Annotated in this window: 20 protein-coding genes; 17 read left to right on the forward strand and 3 right to left on the reverse strand. The window is 40.2% G+C overall.

From position 1 onward, the window contains the following. Window positions 1-27 precede the first annotated feature (27 nt). A complete protein-coding gene (locus MKZ09_RS16940; RefSeq protein WP_076204031.1) occupies window positions 28-1,113 on the reverse strand; it encodes a helix-turn-helix transcriptional regulator in 1,086 nt (361 codons plus the stop codon). A gap of 128 nt (window positions 1,114-1,241) precedes the next feature. Here MKZ09_RS16940 and MKZ09_RS16945 point away from each other — a divergent pair, with 128 nt between their 5' ends. The 13 genes from MKZ09_RS16945 (at window position 1,242) to MKZ09_RS17005 (ending at window position 15,882) form a co-directional block, all read left to right on the forward strand. Continuing rightward, complete coding sequence (locus MKZ09_RS16945; RefSeq protein ID WP_076204028.1) at window positions 1,242-2,321, forward strand: saccharopine dehydrogenase family protein; 1,080 nt, start codon at window positions 1,242-1,244, stop codon at window positions 2,319-2,321. A 35-nt stretch (window positions 2,322-2,356) separates the two neighbouring features. Beyond that, a complete protein-coding gene (gene cysC, locus MKZ09_RS16950) occupies window positions 2,357-2,923 on the forward strand; it encodes an adenylyl-sulfate kinase (RefSeq protein ID WP_076134916.1) in 567 nt (188 codons plus the stop codon). 95 nt (window positions 2,924-3,018) lie between these two features. After that, window positions 3,019-3,861 (forward strand): flavodoxin family protein, encoded by an 843-nt coding sequence (locus tag MKZ09_RS16955; protein WP_256719188.1) that lies wholly within the window; start codon window positions 3,019-3,021, stop codon window positions 3,859-3,861. Window positions 3,862-3,937: 76 nt separating this feature from the next. After that, entirely contained in the window at window positions 3,938-6,322 is a 2,385-nt protein-coding gene (locus MKZ09_RS16960; RefSeq protein WP_076204004.1) for a polyprenyl synthetase family protein, read from the forward strand. Window positions 6,323-6,489: 167 nt separating this feature from the next. Continuing rightward, complete coding sequence (locus MKZ09_RS16965) at window positions 6,490-6,987, forward strand: RNA polymerase sigma factor (protein ID WP_036678355.1); 498 nt, start codon at window positions 6,490-6,492, stop codon at window positions 6,985-6,987. 17 nt (window positions 6,988-7,004) lie between these two features. After that, on the forward strand, window positions 7,005-8,489 hold the full coding sequence (locus MKZ09_RS16970; RefSeq protein WP_076204000.1) for a DUF4179 domain-containing protein: 1,485 nt from the start codon (window positions 7,005-7,007) through the stop codon (window positions 8,487-8,489). Window positions 8,490-8,544: 55 nt separating this feature from the next. Next, window positions 8,545-9,156, forward strand: coding sequence for an HAD family hydrolase (locus MKZ09_RS16975; RefSeq protein ID WP_256719187.1), 612 nt, complete (start codon window positions 8,545-8,547; stop codon window positions 9,154-9,156). A 237-nt stretch (window positions 9,157-9,393) separates the two neighbouring features. Then, the gene (gene nhaC, locus MKZ09_RS16980; protein WP_076203995.1) at window positions 9,394-10,761 is read left to right on the forward strand and encodes a Na+/H+ antiporter NhaC; all 1,368 of its coding nucleotides are present in this window, start codon (window positions 9,394-9,396) and stop codon (window positions 10,759-10,761) included. A 93-nt stretch (window positions 10,762-10,854) separates the two neighbouring features. Then, the gene (locus tag MKZ09_RS16985; RefSeq protein WP_076134910.1) at window positions 10,855-12,075 is read left to right on the forward strand and encodes a GNAT family N-acetyltransferase; all 1,221 of its coding nucleotides are present in this window, start codon (window positions 10,855-10,857) and stop codon (window positions 12,073-12,075) included. A gap of 84 nt (window positions 12,076-12,159) precedes the next feature. After that, window positions 12,160-12,480 carry a hypothetical protein gene (locus tag MKZ09_RS16990; protein WP_076134909.1) on the forward strand — a complete coding sequence of 107 codons (321 nt, stop codon included), beginning with the start codon at window positions 12,160-12,162 and terminating at the stop codon, window positions 12,478-12,480. Between the two features lie 309 nt (window positions 12,481-12,789). Continuing rightward, window positions 12,790-14,856, forward strand: coding sequence for a hypothetical protein (locus MKZ09_RS16995; protein ID WP_179089548.1), 2,067 nt, complete (start codon window positions 12,790-12,792; stop codon window positions 14,854-14,856). A 13-nt stretch (window positions 14,857-14,869) separates the two neighbouring features. Beyond that, window positions 14,870-15,514 (forward strand): pentapeptide repeat-containing protein, encoded by a 645-nt coding sequence (locus tag MKZ09_RS17000; RefSeq protein ID WP_076133412.1) that lies wholly within the window; start codon window positions 14,870-14,872, stop codon window positions 15,512-15,514. A 92-nt stretch (window positions 15,515-15,606) separates the two neighbouring features. Further along, a complete protein-coding gene (locus MKZ09_RS17005; protein ID WP_341041079.1) occupies window positions 15,607-15,882 on the forward strand; it encodes a hypothetical protein in 276 nt (91 codons plus the stop codon). 504 nt (window positions 15,883-16,386) lie between these two features. On the opposite strand, the gene MKZ09_RS17010 is transcribed toward MKZ09_RS17005, so the two are convergent. After that, entirely contained in the window at window positions 16,387-17,262 is an 876-nt protein-coding gene (locus MKZ09_RS17010; protein WP_076203990.1) for a deoxyribonuclease IV, read from the reverse strand. A 194-nt stretch (window positions 17,263-17,456) separates the two neighbouring features. Then, window positions 17,457-18,494 (reverse strand): peptidoglycan DD-metalloendopeptidase family protein, encoded by a 1,038-nt coding sequence (locus MKZ09_RS17015; RefSeq protein ID WP_076203985.1) that lies wholly within the window; start codon window positions 18,492-18,494, stop codon window positions 17,457-17,459. A 191-nt stretch (window positions 18,495-18,685) separates the two neighbouring features. Between MKZ09_RS17015 and MKZ09_RS17020 the strand changes: the two genes are divergently transcribed. The 4 genes from MKZ09_RS17020 (at window position 18,686) to MKZ09_RS17035 (ending at window position 23,010) form a co-directional block, all read left to right on the forward strand. Further along, entirely contained in the window at window positions 18,686-19,441 is a 756-nt protein-coding gene (locus MKZ09_RS17020) for a response regulator transcription factor (RefSeq protein WP_076133402.1), read from the forward strand. Then, window positions 19,438-21,189 carry a sensor histidine kinase gene (locus MKZ09_RS17025; protein ID WP_076133400.1) on the forward strand — a complete coding sequence of 584 codons (1,752 nt, stop codon included), beginning with the start codon at window positions 19,438-19,440 and terminating at the stop codon, window positions 21,187-21,189. The genes MKZ09_RS17020 and MKZ09_RS17025 overlap by 4 nt, the downstream gene beginning before the upstream one ends. Window positions 21,190-21,385: 196 nt before the next feature. Then, window positions 21,386-22,252, forward strand: coding sequence for an SDR family oxidoreductase (locus MKZ09_RS17030; protein WP_076203981.1), 867 nt, complete (start codon window positions 21,386-21,388; stop codon window positions 22,250-22,252). Window positions 22,253-22,464: 212 nt separating this feature from the next. Next, window positions 22,465-23,010, forward strand: a complete 546-nt coding sequence (locus MKZ09_RS17035) for a CueP family metal-binding protein (protein ID WP_076203976.1) — start codon at window positions 22,465-22,467, stop codon at window positions 23,008-23,010. Window positions 23,011-23,295 lie beyond the last annotated feature (285 nt).

Here is a 23,295-nt window from a genome sequence, read left to right on the forward strand (position 1 = left end):
GCTTTTTTGATAAGAAGCTCGGCGATCCTATTTCTCTGAAATGCTATATCGAGAATGTAAATGCCAGATAAGCTCTCTACGGCTGCTGACACCTGCTTTAGCGAAAATGGATTTTAAATGATCCTGAACCGTGTAAGCAGAAATATGTAGCTCAGCAGCCAATTCTTTAGTAGATAATCCGCGAATTACTCCTTCAAGTAAATGCTGTTCCCGTTTCGTCAGATCATACGCTTCTGCAATGATAGGAAGCATATCTGCTGGACGTGCAGGCTCGAATGAAATAGCAATTTGCGTCTGACCGTCGTATGCGTGAAGCCGGCTAGCCCGGATCACTAAATAAGGTCCGTCTGACATCCGGATACAGGACTTAGCCATCCCCGAAGATTCAAAGGGACTATTGATTGCTTGTGTGCTCACCGCCCGAATTGGTCGTGGCAGGATATGGTGATCAATTTTTTCTAATGAACGAAGTTTCTCTAACCAGCGGTCTGCTGTAGGATTGGAGGAGAGGAGCACTAGTTGATCAGAAAGGACGGCAATTCCGGAACCGTAATCTTCTTCCAGCCAAGTCTGATTTCTCTCAGGCAAGTCAAGACTGTAAGCCCGCATTCTTGCGGCAATCTCAGGAAGCATTAAGGCTATCCACTCACAATCTTCCCGTGAAAATACAGGCTGACCCGATTTTCTGTAAAGTGTCAGATACCCCCAACACGCATCTCCGTGAACAAGTACAGCGCGTAATTCATCCTCAAAACCTGCCGGAGACAGTACTTTTTGATAGCGAGCACTCAAATCTGGCTGCCCTTCGGTTGCTTCATATAAAGTAGCTACGTGCACTTTACTATGAACCATTTGCTCATAGGGATTAATATCCTCTTCACCGTATTCGATCTGGAACAAGTGATGATGAATGGATTCCACGTTATCTTCTGTCACCGCACCTGTCGAGAGTAGTGTCAGTGGATCAACATGGGTACAGCAGGCAGCATCAAAGGGTACAGCCTCGCGTAAAATCGACAGTAATGAAGTACGGTAGCTATGTGAAGAATCAGAAATAGCACCTAACCTTCTGATTTGTTGTTTAATATGATTAAGTTGTCTTATGGTTTTCATAGGTAAGCCCTCTAGTCTTGGAGTATAAAAATAGGTATCCCACATTTATGGGATAGTGAATATAAAGCATATCCGTATAATTGAGAATGGTTCTTAATTATTTCTATTATATAGGATGCGGTGATAAAATGCAGAGAAAAGAAGATATTGTAGTCGTCGGCGGATATGGCCATGTAGGGCGTACCATTTGTGAAATCTTAGAGAAAAAATATCCTGGAAAAGTATATGCTGCAGGGCGAAGCCTTGTAAAAGCAAAGCAATTCAGTCAAACAACTGATGGGAAAATTAAGCCGATGCAGTTGGATATTAATAAACCTTTACCTACTGATAAGTTAGAACGAGTGAAATTAATCATTATGTGCTTAGATCAAACGGATACGGATTTTATAAGAGCTGTGTTTCGAAGCGGTATTCATTATGTGGATGTATCTGCGAACGGTTTGTTTTTGAATGAAATTGAGAAATTCAAGAGAGAGGCTGAAGACAATGGGTCAAGTGCTGTCTTAAGTGTAGGACTTGCTCCCGGCATCACTAATCTCCTGGCCCTTGAAGCAGAGCGGCAGATGGATCAGATCGAGGAGATAGAAATTGCCATTATGCTCGGATTAGGTGATTCTCATGGCAAAGCGGCGCTAGAATGGACAGTCGACAGTTTAGCAGCTAAGTTCGAAGTGAAGCAGGATAATCAACAGGTTGAGGTGGAGAGCTTTACAGACAGAAGGTTGTATCATTTTGGTGATGAGATGGGTAACCGATATGCTTACCGTTTTCCATTCTCAGATCAACAGACACTTAGCAGAACACTGAAATCATCGTCTATCTCTACACGATTTTGTCTTGATTCAGCTGTAGTTACTAAAATACTGGCAATAACGAAAAGAACTGGAGCCGTTCGCTTACTGCAAATTGGCTGGCTGAAGAATTCAATTGTTCGTGTTATGGGGCGGCTGCATTTGGGGGATGATGGGTTCGCTATTAAGGTTGAGGCACGTGGAAGAAATTCAGTAGGTAAATTACTTCATGCGGATTTTTTATTACAAGGAAAGAATCAATCTATCATTACGGCAAAAGTAACAGCGGCAGTAGCAAAACATCTATATGATTCACCACCCCCAGGCGGAGTTTACCATATTGAGCAGATGACTGATATGACGTATATACAGAAGGAATTAGGATCAGCCATTTCTCTCAAGACTGCGGTAAACTAGTATAATATTAATCATATAGAAAGGGGCGTCTTAGAATGAATAGAAAAGATTGGGAGCTGTTGAACGGTCATAAAGCGGGCGTGTTTTGGTTCACAGGATTATCAGGTTCAGGAAAAAGTACACTAGCACAACAAGCTGAAAAAGAATTGTTTAAGCAAGGCATCCGATGTGCTGTGATCGACGGCGACCAGCTAAGAAAAGGTTTGAATATTGATTTAGGCTTTTCAGAAGAGGATCGTAAAGAAAATATGCGGCGCGCAGCCGAAGTAGCATCTATGTTTTTGGATCTAGGCTTTATAGTGCTTGTCCCGATGATTTCACCTTCTTCAGCTGCAAGAGAAGCGATTAGATATCGTTTTCAGTCTGGCGAGTTTGCAGAGATTTATGTGCAATGTTCATTAGAAACCTGCGAACAACGTGATCCTAAAGGGCTGTATAAGAAAGCTAGAAAAGGTGAAATTCGTGAGTTTACAGGTATTGATGCTATTTATGAAGCCCCTGAACTTGCCGAATTGACAGTTAACACAGAGATTTACGATATGGAGAGCAGTGTGAATCTGCTAGTTGATTTTGTTACACATAATTACGCTAAAAAGATATAGAGGGAAGTTAACAGAAGCCTGCTCAAGTAGGGCTTCTGTTTTTTTGCATTCTCAAATGGAATTTTATCGCATAAAAGGGATCAAGGTGCTACAATATGAATGAACAAAATATAATTCATTCATTTTTACAGGTATTAATCAAAATATGCATATATGGAGGGGTTCAAATGAAAAAAGTTACTGCATTTATTGGGAATCAACAAAAGCATGCGACCTTTGAAGCGGTTTGTGAATTTGGCAATAATTTAAAAGCATATGGTGATATTGAATTTGAGTATGTCTTTCTAAAAGATTATCGGCTTGAATATTGCCGGGGCTGTAAGATATGTTTCAATAAAGGTGAGGAATATTGTCCACTAAAGGATGATCGCGATGTATTGATGGAGAAAATGATCCATTCTGACGGAATTATTTTCGCCACGCCTAATTATGCATTTCATGTATCGGCACCGATGAAGAACCTCTTGGATCGGCTTGCTTTTGTATTTCATAGACCTCGTTTCTTCGGGAAAACCTTCACGGCTATTGTCAATCAGGGGATCTTTGGAGGCAACAAAATTGTAAAATACCTTAGCAATATGGGCGAGAATTTCGGATTTCAAGTTACAAAAGGCTGTGTTTTGACTACTTTGGAGCCAAGAACAGAAGTTGCGCAGAAAAAAATGACGAGAGAAATAAAGAAAGCCTCCGAAAGATTCTATAAGGACCTTATATCGCCCAAGACCCCAGTTCCTTCTTTTCTCAGATTAATGCTGTTTCGAATGTCACGTACAAGTATAAAAACAATGCTTGATGATCATTCCAGGGATTATCGTTATTACAAAGAACAAGGCTGGTTTGAGTCGGGTTATTATTATCCTGTTTCATTGGGTCCTATAAAAAGGACAGCGGGTCTGATCTTTGACTTTATTGGGAAACGAATGGCTAAGAATTCGTAACCATAAAGACACTTCTCCGTATAAGATATGAACATGACCGACAATTAACCAAAAGAGAAGTTGAGGTAATCCACCTATGAATGTGAATGTAACCGATCATGCCGATTCAGCCTATTCGCTAGCCGAGCAGAGGGCGGCTCAGTATTTTGTTTCACTGCACATGCAGTTCAAAGAAAAAACTTATGTATCCACTCTGACTGAAGACATTCAATTATGGAAAAAACATCATATTCATCGCCGCTCATGGTTGTCATTTTTCTCTAGAGGGAAAAGGAAACCTGATTCTCAGGATTATCATAGGTATATAGGCTGGCTGAATCTTAACGGTAAATTGGATGATTATTTAGATCGCAGCGTGTCCTATTTATATATGAGGGATCTGGGCAAAGCCTTGAATTCTACTGATACACAAAAGAGGATTAAGCGAATGGTTGCTGACATTAGATCTCAATTGATCCCAGACGATTCAACAACGATAAGAGATCAATCGGAATTTATGAGCTTGGCAGGAGTATATCGCTGGGCGCAGAACGAAGGCGTCGAGACCGCCACCATCTGGGTGATCGACAAGCTAAAGAACGTATCAACCCATATTCCGCAGGAAATGAATGCCGAACAAGCGCAGCGTAAGTTAATTAAGATCATTATCGGGGTCATTCTGCATGTAATGGAGGAAATGGGGGAGAGTACCCCACCTTTGGAACGTTCTAAGAAGCTTAGTGAAGCCATTAGACTTGGTTATTCTTATGGGCTGACTTATCCTTTTATTGATGATCTTCTCGATTCCAGTGTCTTAACGGTTCAAGAAAAAGAGCAATATTCCCTTATGATACGCGACGCTATCCTTACTAGATCTGTGCCTGAGCTTGGAGAATGGTCCGGAGATAACATGGAATTCATTCGATACGTACATTCGGAGCTTAGTGAAGCTTTCGAATATATTAAAAGCTATCAACGTCCAGAAATGCAGAACATATTTTTCGAGCAATCCTTTGTGTTTTTTCAATCTCAGGAGCTGGACCGTGTTAAGGAACTTTCCAACGCTAAATACACCAATGAAGAGCTTTATATCCCCATTATCTTAAAATCCTCTTCTTCCCGTTTAATTGTCCGATCCGTCATTAGTGCACCTACAGATGATGGATTTGATCAACGTACTTTTTATTATGGTCTTTACAATCAACTGGCTGATGATTTTGCAGATATGTTTGACGATATGAAAGAGGGAGCGGTAACGCCGTATACCTATTTTCTGAAATACCGTGATCAACGTTCAGATTTGATAAACCCTTTTGAATTATACTGGACCGTCATCTCTCACCTAATCCATACCGTATATCAATCCGATGCCAAAACCCGTGAAGTGATTCTAGATCGAGCAATTAACGGTTTGAAGCGTTGTAAAGAACGTCTGGGTACTGAAAAGTATAAAGAGATTATGGAGATCTTTGCTTCGGGTCAACCCGAATTTAATCGTCTCGTGCAGCAAATGGTGTTGAAAGCTGATGATGTGGATTTTTTTGACAAACTACTAAGAGATCAGATGCTTACGAATTTAAAAAACAACAAGCAGGAAAAGGTGGATTTTCACAATACGATTCAAAAGGTTCGTGGTGAAATCAACAATCAATTGCCAATTAATAAACCTGTTGGGACACCAGCTATGAAAGAAATGTTAATTGATGCAGCCAATTATAGTTTAGAGGGTGATGGCAAGCGAATACGACCTATCCTGACTTGGGTTATGGGTGTGAACGAATACGGATTAGACAGCGCGGCAATTGTGCCGCTTTTGAGGTCTCTGGAATATATGCATACTGCATCCTTAATTTTCGATGATTTGCCCTCTCAGGATAATGCTCCCACTCGAAGAGGCCGTTCAACTCTACATGAGGTGTATAATAGCGCAACGGCGGAATTGACAGGCCTCTTTCTAATTCAGAAGTCGATTGAGGAACAGGCATCCCTTCATACATTCGATGCTACATCCGTAATTGCTTTAATGCAATATTCAGCTCAAAAGGCGGAAGATACCTGCATGGGGCAAGCGATGGATTTGAATTCTAAAGGAAAAGCATTGACGCTAGAGCAATTAAATATGATTTGTTTCTATAAGACGGGCATTGCGTTCGAAGCTTCACTAGTTATGCCAGCGATTCTTGCACAGGTTAAGGAGACAGAAATTGAAGCATTGAAGAAATTCGCTTATCATGCGGGGATTGCTTTTCAGATTAAAGATGATTTACTCGACTTGGAAGGGGATTTACAATTACTGGGTAAGCCCACAGGTCAGGATGTTGAGAATAACAATGCAACGTTTGTCTCCATTCTGGGTTCAGAAGGCGCTAGAAAAGAGATGTGGGAGCACTATTGTCTTGCCATGGAGGCGCTAAAAGAGATCCCCCGCAATATCAATTTTTTAAAACATCTATTGAATTATATGGTTAATCGTGATCGATAAATATGAAAATGGAGTGTTGGCATCTTTGCCAGCACTTTTTTATGAAAAAAATCAATCGTTTTTACGTTCAACTCCGTCTTACTTATAAGAACATCAGAACGATGACTTTATCCTAATACCGACACTGACAAAAAAAAGAGGGGGTGTGGTGAGTGGTGGATAGGACGATGGACGAGGTCAGAATGGTTGATTTTGCCCGAATGGATGAGGAAGTTTTCTTTAAACGCCTGTATGTGGAGCATCGGAAAATGTACACCGTCGCTTATAGTTATCTACGGACAGAAGCGGACGCGTTAGAAGTTGTACAAGAGGCTTCATGTCGAGCTTGGATGAAACGTAAGAAGCTTAAAGATGAACAGTCATTTACACCTTGGTTGATTCGAATTACGATCAATTGCTGTATGGATGAACTACGACGAAAAAAACGAGTGATTCCTACGGAGAAGCTGGCAGAGGTTGCAACTCAGGAAATGAAAAGCAACGACCGGATTGATCTGGAACGTGCTATGAACCGGTTAAAGCCCAAATATCGGCATGTGGTACTTCTTAAATATTACAATGACATGACTACAATCGAAATTGCAAAAGTGCTAAAAAAACCTGAAGGTACAATCAAAACCTGGTTACGTGAGGGACTTAAACAGCTTCGTAATGTGCTTAAGTGATATGGGAGGTGAACGGAGTGACAGATAAAGAAGATCGTATTTTGCAGAAAAATGTTGATGAAATGAATCAGAATACTGAAACTTTACAGGAAATGAAAATATATAACGCGATGCGAAAGGGAATTATGGAAGGAAAAAAACGTGAGAAACGCCGCTTTTATACCGCAGGTATGGGAGTGATCGCAGCTGCAGCCGTAGCCCTATTATTTACATACTCTTCAATCGGATTACCGGCCAAGGAAGTGGCTCAACCTTCAGTTCAAACCGCCAGCCCTAAAAATACAGATGATTTTGCAGCTTATCGTTCATTTTCAAGGTTAGAACCAGCGCTTGCTAGTGCTCTGGAACAGAATCTCGTGATGCCGGTGGGTCAGAGCGCGGAAAACAAGGGGTACCGTGTGGATGTAACTGGTGCAGTAACAGATGGAAGGAAGGTTTATATTCTATATAGTGTTCAGAACAATACAGACAAAGAAGTTATACATGCGGATTTTGCGCTTCAATATGAAGGCATACAGGAGTCGAATCTACATAAAGGTGCTGCACTAAGTATGCTTGCCAGCGATAACCGAATTCAACCAGGCGAGTCTAAGGATTTTATATACACCACTAGTCTTTCACCAACGGTTAAATATCCAAAGGAAGTAAACTATAATGTCATTCTCACTGAAACTTCAGATAAGGCGCTACAATCCAGTAGTAATAAATACCGGACTAATCTGGATGTTGCGTTCGAACTTAATCCTGATATGCTCAAAGCACAGGAAAAAATTCTAAAAACGGATAAAATGCTGACAGTTGACGGGCAAAAGATTAAAGTGAATCTAGTGCAATATACACCGCTTAGTACCTATGTAGATTTGGAGTATGATCTGAACAATGTTAAACAAATTTTCCAATTGATTAATCCAGTTCTGATTAGTACAAATGGGGGAGCTACCGAGAAATTATTTTACCCCGACATCGTCAACTCTGACAATTCTGAAGTCTATTCGGACAACTCCAAGTTCACGCTGGTGTTCAGGAACAGTCAGAGCGGCCTAAACCGTCAGCTAGACACTGTTTCATTAAAAACCTTTGGTATCTCGGCAGTGGAAAAGAATAAAATGAAAATTGTTGTCGATCTCAATAAGCAGCAAATCATTGAAGCACCGGGAAGCGGCCTTGAGCTTGTTGCTCCAACGCAAGAGAATTATGCAGATGAAGGAGAGATCTTGTTGCGGCATACAATTACTGATGCCGAATATTTAAAATACTACACTAGACTTGCTGATACTTTTACTGATGCGGAAGGAAATGTGCATAAAAGAGCAATCAAAACAACTTCGGCAGGAAACTTCGGTGGCTACATGACTTCAAAGGAGGGTACAGCCGTGGATGAAATGCGTTATACTTTTGGAAAGGGAGCGAAAGATTATCCTCAACCCCTAACGATTACGCTAGAGAAATATATCCATCCGATTATGGATACGCAAGCCGTAGAGTTATTTTCTAAGTCATAGATTAAGCTTAACGATTAATAATCTTGTATTTGTTGTAATCCTATAGGAGGTAGTTATGCGTAAATATAACACTGTAATCTTTGATGTGGATGGAACCTTAATTGATACAGAAATTGCTGTTTTGAGTTCTCTGCAAAAGATGTTAAAGGTGGATCACAACAAAGAGTATGAATTGTCAGAGCTCTATTTTGTGTTAGGTATTCCCGGTTCAGCTTCATTACCACAACTTGGGATTGAAGATATCCATGAGGGCAATGAGAGATGGAATGTTTTCATGAAAGATTTCTATGATACTATTAACATTTTTGACGGAATTGTAGATGTAATGAGTTCATTACAGTCAAAAGAGATCGTTCAAGGAATTGTGACTTCCAAGACAAGAGATGAGCTAAATGACGATTTCGCTCCATTTGGCTTAACTAAATATTTATCATATACCGTTATCGCAGAAGATACAGCAAAGCATAAGCCGCATCCAGACCCCTTGCTAGAATTTATTAGATTATCAAAAGCAAACCCTGAATCATCTATTTACATAGGGGACACGATTTATGATTATGAATGTGCACGAGATGCTGGTGTCGATTTTGGATTAGCTTATGGGGATGTAAGCAGCATGAGCATATTCCCGCGAAATATAAATTTGAAACTCCGCAGGATATTTTAAAGCTGCAATTGTAAAGTGAATAGGATGAATATAAAGCAGAGCGGCATTTTGCCCTCTGTTTTTTTAATGGAAAAACCTTCATTGTATGTTCTTAACATTGACTCTTCTCTATCTTATCGTTAATATTACCTCTGTGCTTCATTGCCCAAAAGCCTAAAAGCTTAAAAGCTTAAAAGTAAGGAAGCGCCGCAATCTCCGAATTTTATCCCAATCACAATGTTAAGGAGCACTATCGTTATGGACCGTCAGCTTAGTTTTTCGAAAAGTATGATTATCATCGCTTTTATTTTTGCACTTCTTTTTGTATCTATTTTCCTATTAAAAGCAGAACCTCATATCCCCCTTCTCGCAACCACAGTTGGCACAGCAGTCTTATTGGGTTTATTTGGCGTGTCATGGAAAGATATTGAGGCAGCTATCATTAAAGGCATCCAAACAGCTATAATGCCCATTCTTATCCTCATGCTGATCGGAGTATTGATCGCTGTATGGATGATGAGTGGAACGGTGCCTACACTTTTATTTTATGGTATGGATTATATTAATCCGAACTACTTTGCAGTAAGCGCGTTATATGTCACAATTGTCGTCTCTATGTTTACTGGAAGCTCGTTCACCACCGTTAGCACGATCGGTGTAGCTTTGATGGGTATTGCTTTGACGACAGGGATTTCGCCAACACTTGCTGCTGGAGCAATCATTTGCGGAGCTTGTTTTGGTGATAAAATGTCACCTTTATCTGATACTACAAATTTCGCACCTGCAGTGGTAGGTATATCCTTGTTCACACATATTCGTAATATGATGTACACAACGATTCCGGCGCTTATAATAACTACTGTCTTTTTCTTGTTCGCACCAAAAGCTGATGCGATTGATTTATCGTCGATTCAGGGGATTAAGTTTGCTCTACAAGATGGATTTCATATTCACTGGTTAACGTTGATCTCACCACTTGCCGTTATTATTTGCTCAATCAAACGAATTCCAATTCTCCCTACACTGATGGTTGGTATTGTCACTGGTCTTCTAGTGACCGCTATTATTCAGCAGCAGGCAGAAATCGGTGTCTGGTTCAGTGTGATGCAGAATGGATACGAAAGTACTATTGCCAATGAATCCGTTGCTTCTATCGTTAACCGAGGTGGAATGCAATCAATGATGAGTTCCGTTTCACTTATCTTGATTGCTTTATCATTAGGCGGACTAATCCAACATTGTGGTGTCATAGAGGCTTTTTTTCGCAAAATCATTCAACCGCTCAAAAATAAAAGCAGTATCGTGCTTATGAGCGGCGCATCATCCATTGCGGTTAATGGGATGACTGGTGAACAGTATCTTTCTATTCTGTTGCCCGGTCAAATGTTCAAAGATGAATATAATCGCCGAGGCATTCCAGCAAAGACACTATCCCGTACGTTAGAGGATTGTGGAACCCTTGTTAATCCTTTAATTCCTTGGGGAGTTAGCGGTGCTTTTTTCGCTGCTACACTAGGTGTGCCGGTAATTGAATATATACCTTATGCCACCCTTCTGTGGTTAAGCCCATTCATCACGTTTGCGTATGCTTTGATCCCGAAGCTGCAAAAGAATTCGCTAGGCTAACCTTCTCTGAAAGAATGTATTTATTGAACGGATATAAAGAATAATAAGAGTGATTTCTGATTTATATCTGGGGAATTCAGCGGGGGTATTGTAGTGAGTCGCAATAAATTGCAGGACAGGATCAGGTTAGCAAATGTCGAGACTAAACATGCAGAGCAATTTAATAATTTATTACGTTATGTATTTCAAGTGACGAATCGTGATTTACAAATCTTTGGTTGGGAAAATCGCGAAATCACCCAAGCGAAGCTGCCAGTTCTAAAGTATGCTGATGTAGTCGGTTGGTTTGATGGTGATAAATTGATTTCACAGTTAGCAGTATACCCATTTCAAGTAAATATTTTTGGGCGAATTTATGAGATGGGTGGCCTGACGGGTGTGGGAACCTATCCGGAATATGCTAATTTAGGTTTAATGAATAAACTAATGCTCCATGCATTAACTAAAATGCGGGGCCGCAAGCAATCAATTTCTTATCTATTTCCGTATTCTATTCCATATTATAGGCGGAAAGGCTGGGAGATCATTACCGATAAAATCTCATTTGAAGTTCCGGATACCCAGCTGCCGAAAACTAAAAAAGTTCCTGGGAACGTGGAGCGGGTAACTATTGAACATCCAGATATCAAGGAGATATATGATCAGTTCTCCATGCAGCATCATGGAGCTATGCTTCGAAATAAGTTGGCTTGGGAAGAATATTTACGCTGGGATCTGGATGAAATGACGGTAGGCATCTATTATAACAATGATGATTTGCCCACAGGGTATCTGTTGTATTGGGTTGCCGAGGAGATCTTTTATATCAAAGAAATGGTTTATATTAACGAAGAAGCTCGCGTGGGATTATGGAACTTTATAAGTGCACATTTTTCGATGATTACTCTTGTCAAAGGGGATATTTATAAAGGAGAGCCGCTTTCCTTCGTTTTAGATGATGGTGACATCAAGGAAACCATTGCTCCTTATTTTATGGCCCGGATAGTGGATGTACAATTATTTATCGAACAGTATCCGTTTAAAAAACAGGATAAAGAGGGTTGCCTTATCTTCACCTTGAGTGATCCGATGCTGGAATGGAACCGGGGTACATTTACGCTTAATGTGGATAAAGATGGAACAGGTGTTTTGCACGCAGGAGGGATTAACCCTTCCTTGTTGATTGACATTCCTACTTTAACCACGATGTTAATGGGCTATAAGCGACCTACCTATTTGGCTAGGATCGGTCGGATCCAGGCAGATGAAGCTACAGTTCAATTCCTGGAAGGGTTAATCAGGCCAGAACATCCTTATTTCTCTGATTATTTTTAAAAAGCATACTCTAATGAGTGTGCTTTTTTGTTCTTTTATAGTAGAATTGATTCTCGGCAACACTAAATGATATGGGGTGTAAGAATGGCGATTAATTTCACCAAACCAATGATCCAAAGGTTAGAACAAGAAATCATAGAGGTAGAGAGCAAGCTCAAAAACGTGAAGAACAAAAAGGAAAAATCCAAATTCAAAATTAATCAATTAGAACAGGATATGAAATTTAGCAAGTCTCACACAGATTTGAGCAGTAAAATGACGCGAATCAAAAAGCTTAACGATGAAATTAAGAACATGAATCGCCTGCAAGCTGATCTTTCCAAAGAATTAACAGCAAAGAAAAACTCGTTAAAAAAACTCCAGGTAAATGCATCTATAGTGACCAGTGATCCTACTAAAGGATAATCGATCATTTAGACGCTAGAAAAGAATAACGTAAATAACGCTATAGCGTTCAGTTAACAGGTTGATTATAGGGGCTACCACTATAATCAACCTGTTTTTTTTGCTGTCTACTTATACTTACAGCAGTGATTAGAAATAAAAATTAAAAGAAAGGATTTAAAGTAAAATAATGGGAAGTTACGCCGATATATAGGTTAGGTGTGCGCTCCAAATACTCAAGTTTTTAAATATGAAGTAGTACATAAAGACCTGAGGGGTCGAAAAAAGTAGTGCATTGGATGGTCTAAGTGTAAGAACTGGAGGTCATAAATGGCATTGGACAAAATGGTATTTAAAGAAGATGAAGTTGAACGCCTGCAGACAAAAATCAGACTGGTAAGCCAAGATACCAACCGGCTGTACTTGCAGCTGAGAGGTCAGACCAATAACTGGGGTGGGATTCCGCTGGGTTCAGATTTGATACGAGCTCAGACACTTATCAATGAACTGACGGTAGAAGCTGAAAAGCTTGAAGATATTATTCGTCTTGCAGTAAAAGGGGTTCAAGGTGCACAGGATGAGAACAAGAGGAAGGCTGATCAACTTTTTCAGCAGTTTAGTACTCTTGGAGGGATGTTCGGAAAACTTGGGGGAGGCAATGCAAGTGGGCAGTTTCCGATCCCAACGAATGCCCAAAAGATGGTCAAGAATCTGATCACCTCGGTTGCCGCTTTAATGGGGCGGGATGAGTTGAATAGCGATCCTTTGGTGCAGAAACTCCAAATAACAGTTAAGAATTCCGGACTGGGAACGATCGACTCCATTACAGCCCAAAGCAAGCTGAAGGATATCTACCAGGCACGGGATCAAATTGCAAAAGCGCAGACCGCATATAAAGTATATCAAGCGTTTGGAAACAAGACTCAAATGGAAGCAATGCATAAGCTGGCGGAAGACGCACGCCAAAAGCTGAAATATCTAGGCATAGACGAAGTCCATTACCAAGCAGGTAAGGATCTAAGTGGTTATTTCAAGAAGCCAGTGGTTAAGGCGTGTGATTATGATCCGTCGATTACTACCAGCAGCGTACCATTAGTTCAGAATGAATCGTATCTGCTGATGCTTCGTATGGCGATGGAAACGGGAGAACAGGGAGCCTGGGCCAAGCGCCAACTCGTAGGAGAACGACTGAATATTCCGCCGATGGAGCTTCCAGATGGGACACCAATTACCGCATATAACAATAGGAATGAGATAACCCTCAACTATTTTAATGCGCATGTATTAAAACCTAACGAAACCAATTCGTTATCGGTATATTATTCGTGGTTGGAATCAACCTACGGAATGACCGAATGGCGGAAAAAAGTGGTTCAAGCGGATGCGGTTACGCGGGCATTTGTAGGATCTCTTATCGAGGAAACCGTTATGGGTGTAGTGGATACAGTGACGTTTACATTCCATTTTGTCATAGACCCGGAGAAGACGACACAGGAAATGGCAGATACAGCATCTTATATCATGGAACATCCAGAAGTATTGGCAGAAGCAGCAAAGAAGATGTATCATAACTTTAATGAGGGAACGCCGGAGGAAAAAGCTTCCATGCTGGGTGCAGCTGCTTCTGTATTGGTACCGGGGCTATCTGTGACAAAGGGTACAAAGGTAGGAAAAGTGGCCGATGGGGTACAAGATTTTGCCACTAAAGCGATGGAAGGCGTGAAGGACCTCAATAAAGTCATTCAGAATTCCGGTCACTTGGCTGAACTCCCGAAATTCAAGCCGTTTTTAAGCACGCCAGAAGGTGTGCCTTTCAGTATAGGAAAGATTCCCCTGGATTCAAATCCACTGCCCAAAACATTTGTGCAGGAGCATTATTTAAATGAGATGAATGGGTTTGGGGATGTGAAAGGTGGTAAGATTGAGGGGACGGGTAAAGGTCAGACAGATCATAGACTTGTTGACCAATTTGACGAAGCTGAGAATTTTATTGGCAAAAGAACACAATCTGAGATTGACGCTTTGGCACATGATCCAGCTCATGCAGGTTCCACAAGGCAGATTGATATTGAAAAAGGAAAACATGAGGCAAGGGTTGGGTTAGAACTTGAGGAAATGAAAAAACTAGATGGACCTATAGCTAGAGATCCATCTGGAAAAGCAGAATTTATAGATGCAAAAGGGCAAGCTTGGGATGTCAAGTCCTTTAATTCAAATTATCCGCCTAAAAAGGGAGGTTACAAACTTTCGAGCGCTATGAGATCAATTAATAAATCTCTAAGCGAAGGTGAAAATGTGATACTAGATGTCACTAATTTAAGTATCGAAAACAAAGCAGAACTTTTGCATGAAATATCAATTCAAGGTTTTATAGATAAAGTTGTTACATGGCCTTAGGAGGTGTTATTAAATGGATTTATTTACAAAACTAAAGAAATACACTGAGTTTTCAATGGGGCTTTCAAAAGAAGTATGCGAACTTAATTATCAAGATACTTCTTTTGATGGGATAGTGTTTACAGGATATGATTTAAACAATAGTAGTTTTTTAGAAGTAGTATTCAACGAGTGTGACTTTTCAAACGTGTATTTAAGTGGAGCATCTCTCTGCGGTAGTAACTTTAATAGGTGTGAATTTTCAGATAATATATTCAGGAAAGGTAAGGCGGACGATACGAGGTTTAGTTCAACAGTCTTCAAAAACTTAGATTCTTTTAGAACAACCTTTTATGAATCGAAGTTTTTTGATGTGGAAATTTCAAATGCACAACTTGAACTAACATATATGGATGATTCAACCTTTTCTGAAGTTGAATTTAAAAACACTAGATTTTCATCATCAACATTTAATAATTCTACTTTTAAAAATGTGAAATTCCTTAATTGTCACTTTGAAAATACGAAATTCCTAAATATCACTGGTTTTGATGAAATACATTTTGTGAATTCAAGCATTACAATACATGGAGAATTGCTAGTTGGCATATCAAGCCATGAGATGAAGTCTCTTTTAGATTTTAGCAATACTGGAAAACCGAATAAAGAATTAGATTAGGTTGACTTGGAAACTTTTATCAAGGATTAGAAGCTCTGATTAAAGTTATAGGGAAGTTTATTAAATAATATAGAATGGATACCAATTTAAATTTGGGAATAGCTTTGAGCATTGCCCGAGAATATAAAAATAAATATGAGTTGTCAGGTGAGATTTCAGATAATTTGGAGCGTGACATAAAATTTTATAGTGAATTCGACAGTATTAATGGTTCAGTTTGGTTAGTCAGAGTAAGTATAGAACCAAATGATTTTTTTGCGGAAAATGAATACACAATTGTTATTTCAGATAATGAAGCAACTGTTAAATATATTATCGACCCTAATGGTCATATCTATTGTCCACATTTAGAAATAAACACTGAGTAATTATTTGGCTTATATGTGAAAAGGAATGTGAAGACTCTTAATAGTTTGTGGCTAGTGCCGTGCCGAGTGAACTAATCATACACTTAACTATATGTAATATTCGGATATAAGATATAATTATTTCGTTTGTACATGCACAAATACTCGGAAAGTACAACCTAATTATCTCTAAAGCGGTACAATAAACAGGTCGATTATGGTTAGATATCCCCATGATTGACCTGTTTTTTGTTATGTTCATTTACTTGATTTTTCTTGAAACATTTGCAACTTAATTGAACATTATAGCAATAAATACGATGTAGGAAGACAATTTTGTGGGGCGAACAGCTAATATATAAGGAAAATGTTGGGTTATAATTAAAGAATCCTTGAACCATGATTGAGAACGAATTTCTATGTCTTGTAAAAAAATCAAAGGTATTTCAAAGGAGTTATTTATAAATAACTAGTCCAATAGCTGTAGTCTAACAGATTGATTATGCTCAAAACCACCATATTAACTTATTTTCTTACCAGCTCATCTGTTTCTCCCCTTAACAAGGAAATCTCATGCTTATAGGGTGCGTTTACATATTTCTTTTCACCGATGGAGGGAGTCTCTAGGAGTTTGGGAATGGTTGATAGTTGAGGATGGTGGACCACATATCGAAGCGCCTGAAGACCGATATATCCGTGTCCTATATTTTCGTGCCTGTCTTTACGTGAGCCCATAATATTCTTTGAATCATTGACGTGAATGACTTTTAGGCGCTCTATTCCGATCAATCGATCAAATTTATTCAATATGCCATCAAAATTTTCTTTAACGTTATAACCGGCATCATGGATATGGCAAGTATCCAAACAAATCGACAGACGCTCATTATGGGTCACTCCATCAATAATAGCTGCAAGTTCTTCAAAAGAGACTCCACATTCACTACCTTTTCCAGCCATAGTTTCTAATGAAACCTGAACATTTCGTTTATCTGTTAGCACTTCGTTTAAGCCTTCCACGATCCGAGAGATGCCGGCTTGAGAGCCAGCACCAACATGGGAGCCAGGATGTAGGACGATTTGGGTTGAACCCAAAGCTTCTGTTCTTATGATTTCTGCTTGAAGAAACTCTATACTATGCTCAAAGACCTGTGCCGAAAGTGTATTTCCTAAGTTAACAATAAATGGAGCGTGAACAATAATATTAGAAATACCGTTATCTCTCATATGAGCATGTCCAGCTTCAATATTCAAAGCTTCAATGGGTTTGCGGCATGTATTTTGTGGGGCTCCGGTATAAAAAAGGAAGGTGGTCGCTCCATAAGATGCTGCCTCTTCACTAGCTCGAAGGAGCATTTTTGTTCCGGTCATAGACACATGAGAGCCTAGGAGTAAAGACATTGGGGTTGACACTTCCTTTCCTCTGAAAAGAGAGCAAGTTTTAGTCACTATATATCCTATATGGCTATTAATATTAGTGAATTACCCGGATTATATGTATTGGTATTACAAGAAAGTAGGAATTTTTTTAGGGAAGATCAAGGTTGTCTCATCTGATTTATTATTTATGAGAGACAACCTTAGCGACCCGGAATTTAGCGATAATTAGCGGCGGAAATAGTCTCACCTTGAATTGGTTTTAAATTTTGCTCCCATTTAACTCTGATTGCCCGGGAAGTGAATAGATCAGCTCCATCTGAGATTTGGAAGTGTAGATGGGCCTCGCTCGTATTACCAGAATTACCTGTTAAGCCAATAACTTCACCTTTTTCGACTTTATCCCCCGGTTTTACAGTAACTGACCCTTGTTTGAGATGCGCCAAATGACTATATTCCCCGCCATGATCAATGACAACGATATTTCCTGTAGCTTGATTCGGATTCATGACCCCAACTGGCTCATTGTCTTTAATGTCATTCACAACCGATACAACGGTGCCGTCCGCAGGAGCGAGGATGTTTTTGCCAAAGGCATAATAGCTTTCATTTTTTAGTGGATCTCCTTTATAGGAATAGTTATCTTTGGTTTGTATAAAATCGTAAGCGTAACGCTGGATTTCTAACTCATAATGATAATTTACAAGCACATTCTCACCACCCCAAAATACATACCAATCTCCCTCAAACGGCAGTGCATATTCATGTTTGCTTAGTACATTGTCGGTTTCAGGAGAAGGGGTTAGCTCTTGAACTTGAATTAATGTAATCGTCCCATCCGGATCAAACATCCCGACAAGCCCCTTATTGCCAGCATCACTAACCCATGTGCGTCGATCAAATCCATTAAGCTGCATGGTCGATGCCTTTTCCAATGTATGGATACCCTTAGTGAATTCTTTTCCTGTCTCGGTTAATTCTGCTTCACTTATTTCATCTTTTAAAGTCTGGTTAAAGCGGGCATACAACTCCTTGTACTTCCCGTCCAGTAGAATCTTTGATAGTTCATCTGGAGCAAATCCGCTCAGAATGGCAGCTGTGACCGGGCTTGTTGTCTGCTCCGCCTTTTCAGTAGTCGGCACATCTGCATTCTCTCCTCCACAGGCAGCCATTAATAAAGACAGTGACCCTACAGCTAAGGCAGTTCTTGTATTCAAAATAACTTTATGAATGATTTTTTTAGGTTTTTTGTTCATATATATCGCCTCCCAGTATTACGATTGTAGCAGTCTATCCTTAGCTCTTCTGAAATTCTATATTAACACTTACATAATTTACTAGCTATTTAATGAATACGAATTAAGCTTCCGTTAAGATTAGTAAGATTGCTAGCCAAAAAAATCATGCTATGATGATAAAAACGTCTATTGTGAAAGGGAAAATTTATATGAATGAGGCTTCAATTTTATTGGTTGATGATGAGGTATCGCTTTTAGACATTATGGAGACAGTGCTTCGTAAGGAAGGTTACGTCAATATAGATACAGTGCAAACAGGTGAAGAAGCAGTAAGTGCCTGTGAATCCAAAAAATATGATTTAATTGTGCTGGATGTAATGCTGCCCGGACGTAGTGGCATCGAAATCTGCCCTTTTATCCGGCAAACGACGGATGCCCCTATTCTTTTTCTGACTGCGCGGACGTCTGATTTCGATAAATTAACGGGCTTTGCTATAGGCGGAGATGATTATATTACCAAGCCCTTTAACCCGCTTGAAGTGGTGGCTCGTATAAGAGCACAACTGCGGAGATATTTTGCTTCTGTTAACCAACAGGCTACTGGCAAGAGTGTAGAAATAGTCCCCCATAAATCTGCAAATGTATATGATTACGGAAGGTTTAAGCTAGATGAGACAGCGGGAGAACTCCTGGTAGAGGGTCAGTCTGTTGCTTGTCCGGCACTTGTATTTCAACTGCTGGTCTTCTTATGCAAACATCCCAATCAGATTTTCAGCAAAAGTGAGTTATATGAGAAAGTATGGGGCGATGAAGCACTGAGTGATGATAATACGGTCATGGTTCATATTCATCGAATTAGAGAACGTATCGAAGCAGACCCGTCCGATCCAAAATTTATTGTTAACGTTAGGGGTCTTGGTTATAAGCTGGTAAAGGTAGACCGCCAGGAGTTGTCCATGCCATGAATATCAAACGTCGGTTAACGTTAAGGTTCGTTCTACAGCTAGCAATTACGGGAATGGTTGTTCTCGCTATTGCAGCAGTAACGTTTACTTGGATGCTGTTGCGTTTTCTCGATATCAGTATTACGCGTGATTTTGCGAATGTTGGCTTAGAGCAACTGGTTGAATCCTCCAAAATCGATGAGAAGGGCATTCAATTTTCCCCAAGCTTGCTGGAGCAAGTGAAGAAGAATAAGGGCTGGCTGCAAAACATCGATGAAAATGGAAAAGTTGAAAGTGCCTACAACACTCCAAAAGATGTCCCAATTCAATATGGACCGGGTGAAGTAGTCGCCTATTGGACAGGGACTCAGCCTTTTCCGTATACTCTGGCTGTATGGATTCAAGAGAAAAACGGGAGACAATTCACGCTTCTTTATGGCGCGCCAAATATACTAGATCCTCTGTTAAAAAAAATGAGCGAAGGTACATTTGATGCAGTAGATGGAGATCTGGTTCTGCCTGATTCGATTGAAAGAGAAATTAAATCATCACAGGCTTTTGTTCAACTCATTGATTCATCAGGTACGGAGCTGCTCTCCTATAATAGGCCAAAGATGATTCCCACCAAATACTCAGTGCCAGAGCTAGCACTACGCACTCTCTACAGTGAACGTTACGGCTATCATGTCCGATCTTCTTTTGATAAACAAACGGGCCAAACATGGATCGTTGGACAACCAAACGTAAAGGGTGCAGATACAGGACAAAAGGTATGGGTACCTGAAGAGGTTAAAATTGTCATTAAAGGCTCATTAGCAATGCTCGCGGCTTTATTGCTTGCATTTATATTGCTTTCTTTATGGCAAGCTCATAGGTTTGGAGCGCCAATGCTGCATATGCTTGTATGGCTCGATTCCATTGGAAATGCTATATATACAGAGCCTATGGACCGTAAAGGAAATCGTCGTAGTCGAACACAAGTAGGTAAATGGAGGCGGAGATACCGGGTTTTTTCTGATGTTATGGTATCCATAGAGAAATTATCTGCTAATTTGCAGAGAGATCAGGCGTTGCGGCAACAAACAGAGAATTTGAGGGAAGAATGGATCGCAGGTGTTACACATGATTTAAAAACTCCTTTATCTTCTATAACTGGTTATGCCCATTTACTGGCGGAGCCTTCGTATGATTGGTCGAAAGAGGAAGTTCGCAAGTTTACAAGGACGATACTGGATAAATCAGCCCATATGGACATGCTTATTAGTGATCTTGCCATGACCTATCGGCTAAAAACAGGGATCAAGCCACCAGAGCTGATGGAGGTGGAATTGAACTCTTGGTTACGTCAAGCCCTTGATCAAGCTGCTGCAAATCCCGAATACGGGAAGCAACGAATTATATTTGTGCCGGCACCAAACAAAGTGAGAGCCCGATTGTATACTCCATGGCTAGAGCGGGTGGTCAACAATTTGACTGCGAATGCTTTACTTCATAACCCCTCTAATACGATTTTAACGGTTTCGCTTACTATGAATGATGAGGACAGTGGATTTACTATTCAATTCTCCGATGATGGCGATGGAATGGATGAAGGCACACTTAACCGTCTATTTGAACGATATTATCGAGGAACGGACACGGGATCTAGCTCCAACGGATCCGGCCTTGGCATGGCGATCTCCAAGGGATTAATCGAATGTATGGAGGGCAGGATTGCTGTTGAGAGTAGCCCTGGACAAGGAACCATTATTAAGTTGAGTTGGAGCTGATCATAGAACCAGCGTTTTTCCTAACGGAATTGACGGTGGTTTTTTTGTTGTGAAAAGAATTTTTTAATTCTTCTGTTTATTATCCAGCCAGAGTTGGGATCATAAATAAGTTGACATTCAAACTGATTGTAACTACAATGGTTACAGGTAGTGCTTAAAAATAAATTTATCATCCCAATTTGAGGAGGAAGTAAAAATGAAAATAGCAATAACAGGAGCAACAGGTCAATTCGGATCATTGGTGATAGAAGCTTTACTTAAAACTGTACCCGCAGGTGATCTTGTAGTTAGTGTGCGGAACCCAGAAAAAGCAAGTGATCTTCAGGCTCGTGGAGTGGAAGTCCGTCATGGTGATTTTGATCAACCTGAGACGCTGGAATCAGCATTTGCCGGTGTGGATCGATTATTAATTGTATCTGCAGATGGTGATAATGAAACCCGGATTCGTCAACATAAAGCAGCTGTTGCTGCTGCGGAAAAAGCAGGCGTCGGCTTCATTGCCTACACAAGTGTAGGACAAGCAGACAAGAGTGAACTATTCCTTGCTGAAGTTCACCGCATCACCGAAGAAGCTATTCGCACAACAGGCATTCCTTACAGCTTCCTCCGTAATAACTGGTATTTGGAGAATGAGATCGGCTCCATTCAAGGTGCTCTAGCGGGTGCCCCATGGGTGACTTCAGCAGGGAATGGTAAAGTTGGCTGGGCTACACGCGGAGATTATGCAGAAGCTGCAGCAAATGTTCTGACAGGTGACGGACATGAGAACACAGTGTATGAATTGTCTGGCAACCCTTTAACACAAGAGGAATTGACTGAGATCATAGGCAGTGTAATCGGTAAAGAAATCAAAGTAATCCAGGTTGACGATGAGGCTTATGCCAAGACCATGTCGGAGGTGGGTGTCCCAGAAGCTGCGCTTCCAATAGTTGTAGCTATACAACGTGGGATTCGTGAAGGTTGGCTTAATATTGAAAGTAGCGATTTAGAGAAACTGCTGAAACGTTCAGCTACTCCTCTTGTGGATGTCATTCGTGTTATGGTCGGTAATTTACAAGCATAATAATATAAAAGATAAAAGGCTTCCTCGAGGTTGAAAAACCAGTGAGGAGGCCTTTTTTTGTGTTGATAGAGGGTGAATCAAATACATAACTTTTCACTATTTTGCCTTGTTCATAATTGTGTTAGTTTAGTTTAACTAGTTATACTAAAAGAAATGGAAGATACTCTGAGTGGATACATAATCTGGCGAATAAGCGAAGGAGATGATTACAAATGAAAAGAAATATCTTGGTGGTATCGGGAGTGGCGGTTGTTGCATTAGGTGCGTATTTGTTATTGGGAGGTATCGACAAGGATAAGCCTTCAGCACAAGATACAACCGACATTAAGCAATTAGTGCAAGAATATAGTTCAAGCAGTCTGGACAACCTGTCCGCTTCTATCACTTCTGAGCAACTTATTGTAACCGATAGTAACAATAAAGAGAAAACTTACGACTTGCCTAAAGATGAGTTTTTTGTTTCTATAGCTCCATATGTGGAGAATACGCATCCTTGCACAACACATAGCTTGACTGGCTGCCAAGGGGAATTAACAGATGATGAGTTTAAAGTATATATCGAAGACAGCGAAGGCAATGTGATTGTGGATCAAGAAATGAAATCGCTATCTAACGGATTTATTGATCTTTGGTTGCCCCGGGACAAACAATATAACGTAACCATTGAGCAGGATGGAAAAGCAGCAAAATCTGAGCTTTCCACTTTTAAGAGTGATAATACATGTGTTACCACTATGCAATTGGCAGAAAGTATCTAAAAAGTTGCAGAGAGAAGACTTGAAAAGCGAATGCTCAGGAGGATGTTTCTTAAGCGATGTCGAAGTCGTTATTCATAATCCAACTAGATCTTGCTACTGATGTATTCTGTATTGGACTTTCGCCATATGTCCATCGTATCGGACTCCATTGCAGCTATTTTAAATTTTCGCAGCATTTTCCAGACTTATCGGACTGCATAGCTCTTATTGACTTGTAATGGCGCAGAATTGGAGTGTATTTAGGGAAATAAGTGCACCTCGGTCCGATCCAGCGGAGAGTTAGAA

Origin of the sequence: Paenibacillus sp. FSL R5-0908 (assembly GCF_038006245.1) — a bacterium.
Taxonomy (GTDB): Bacteria; Bacillota; Bacilli; order Paenibacillales; family Paenibacillaceae; genus Paenibacillus_AQ; species Paenibacillus_AQ odorifer.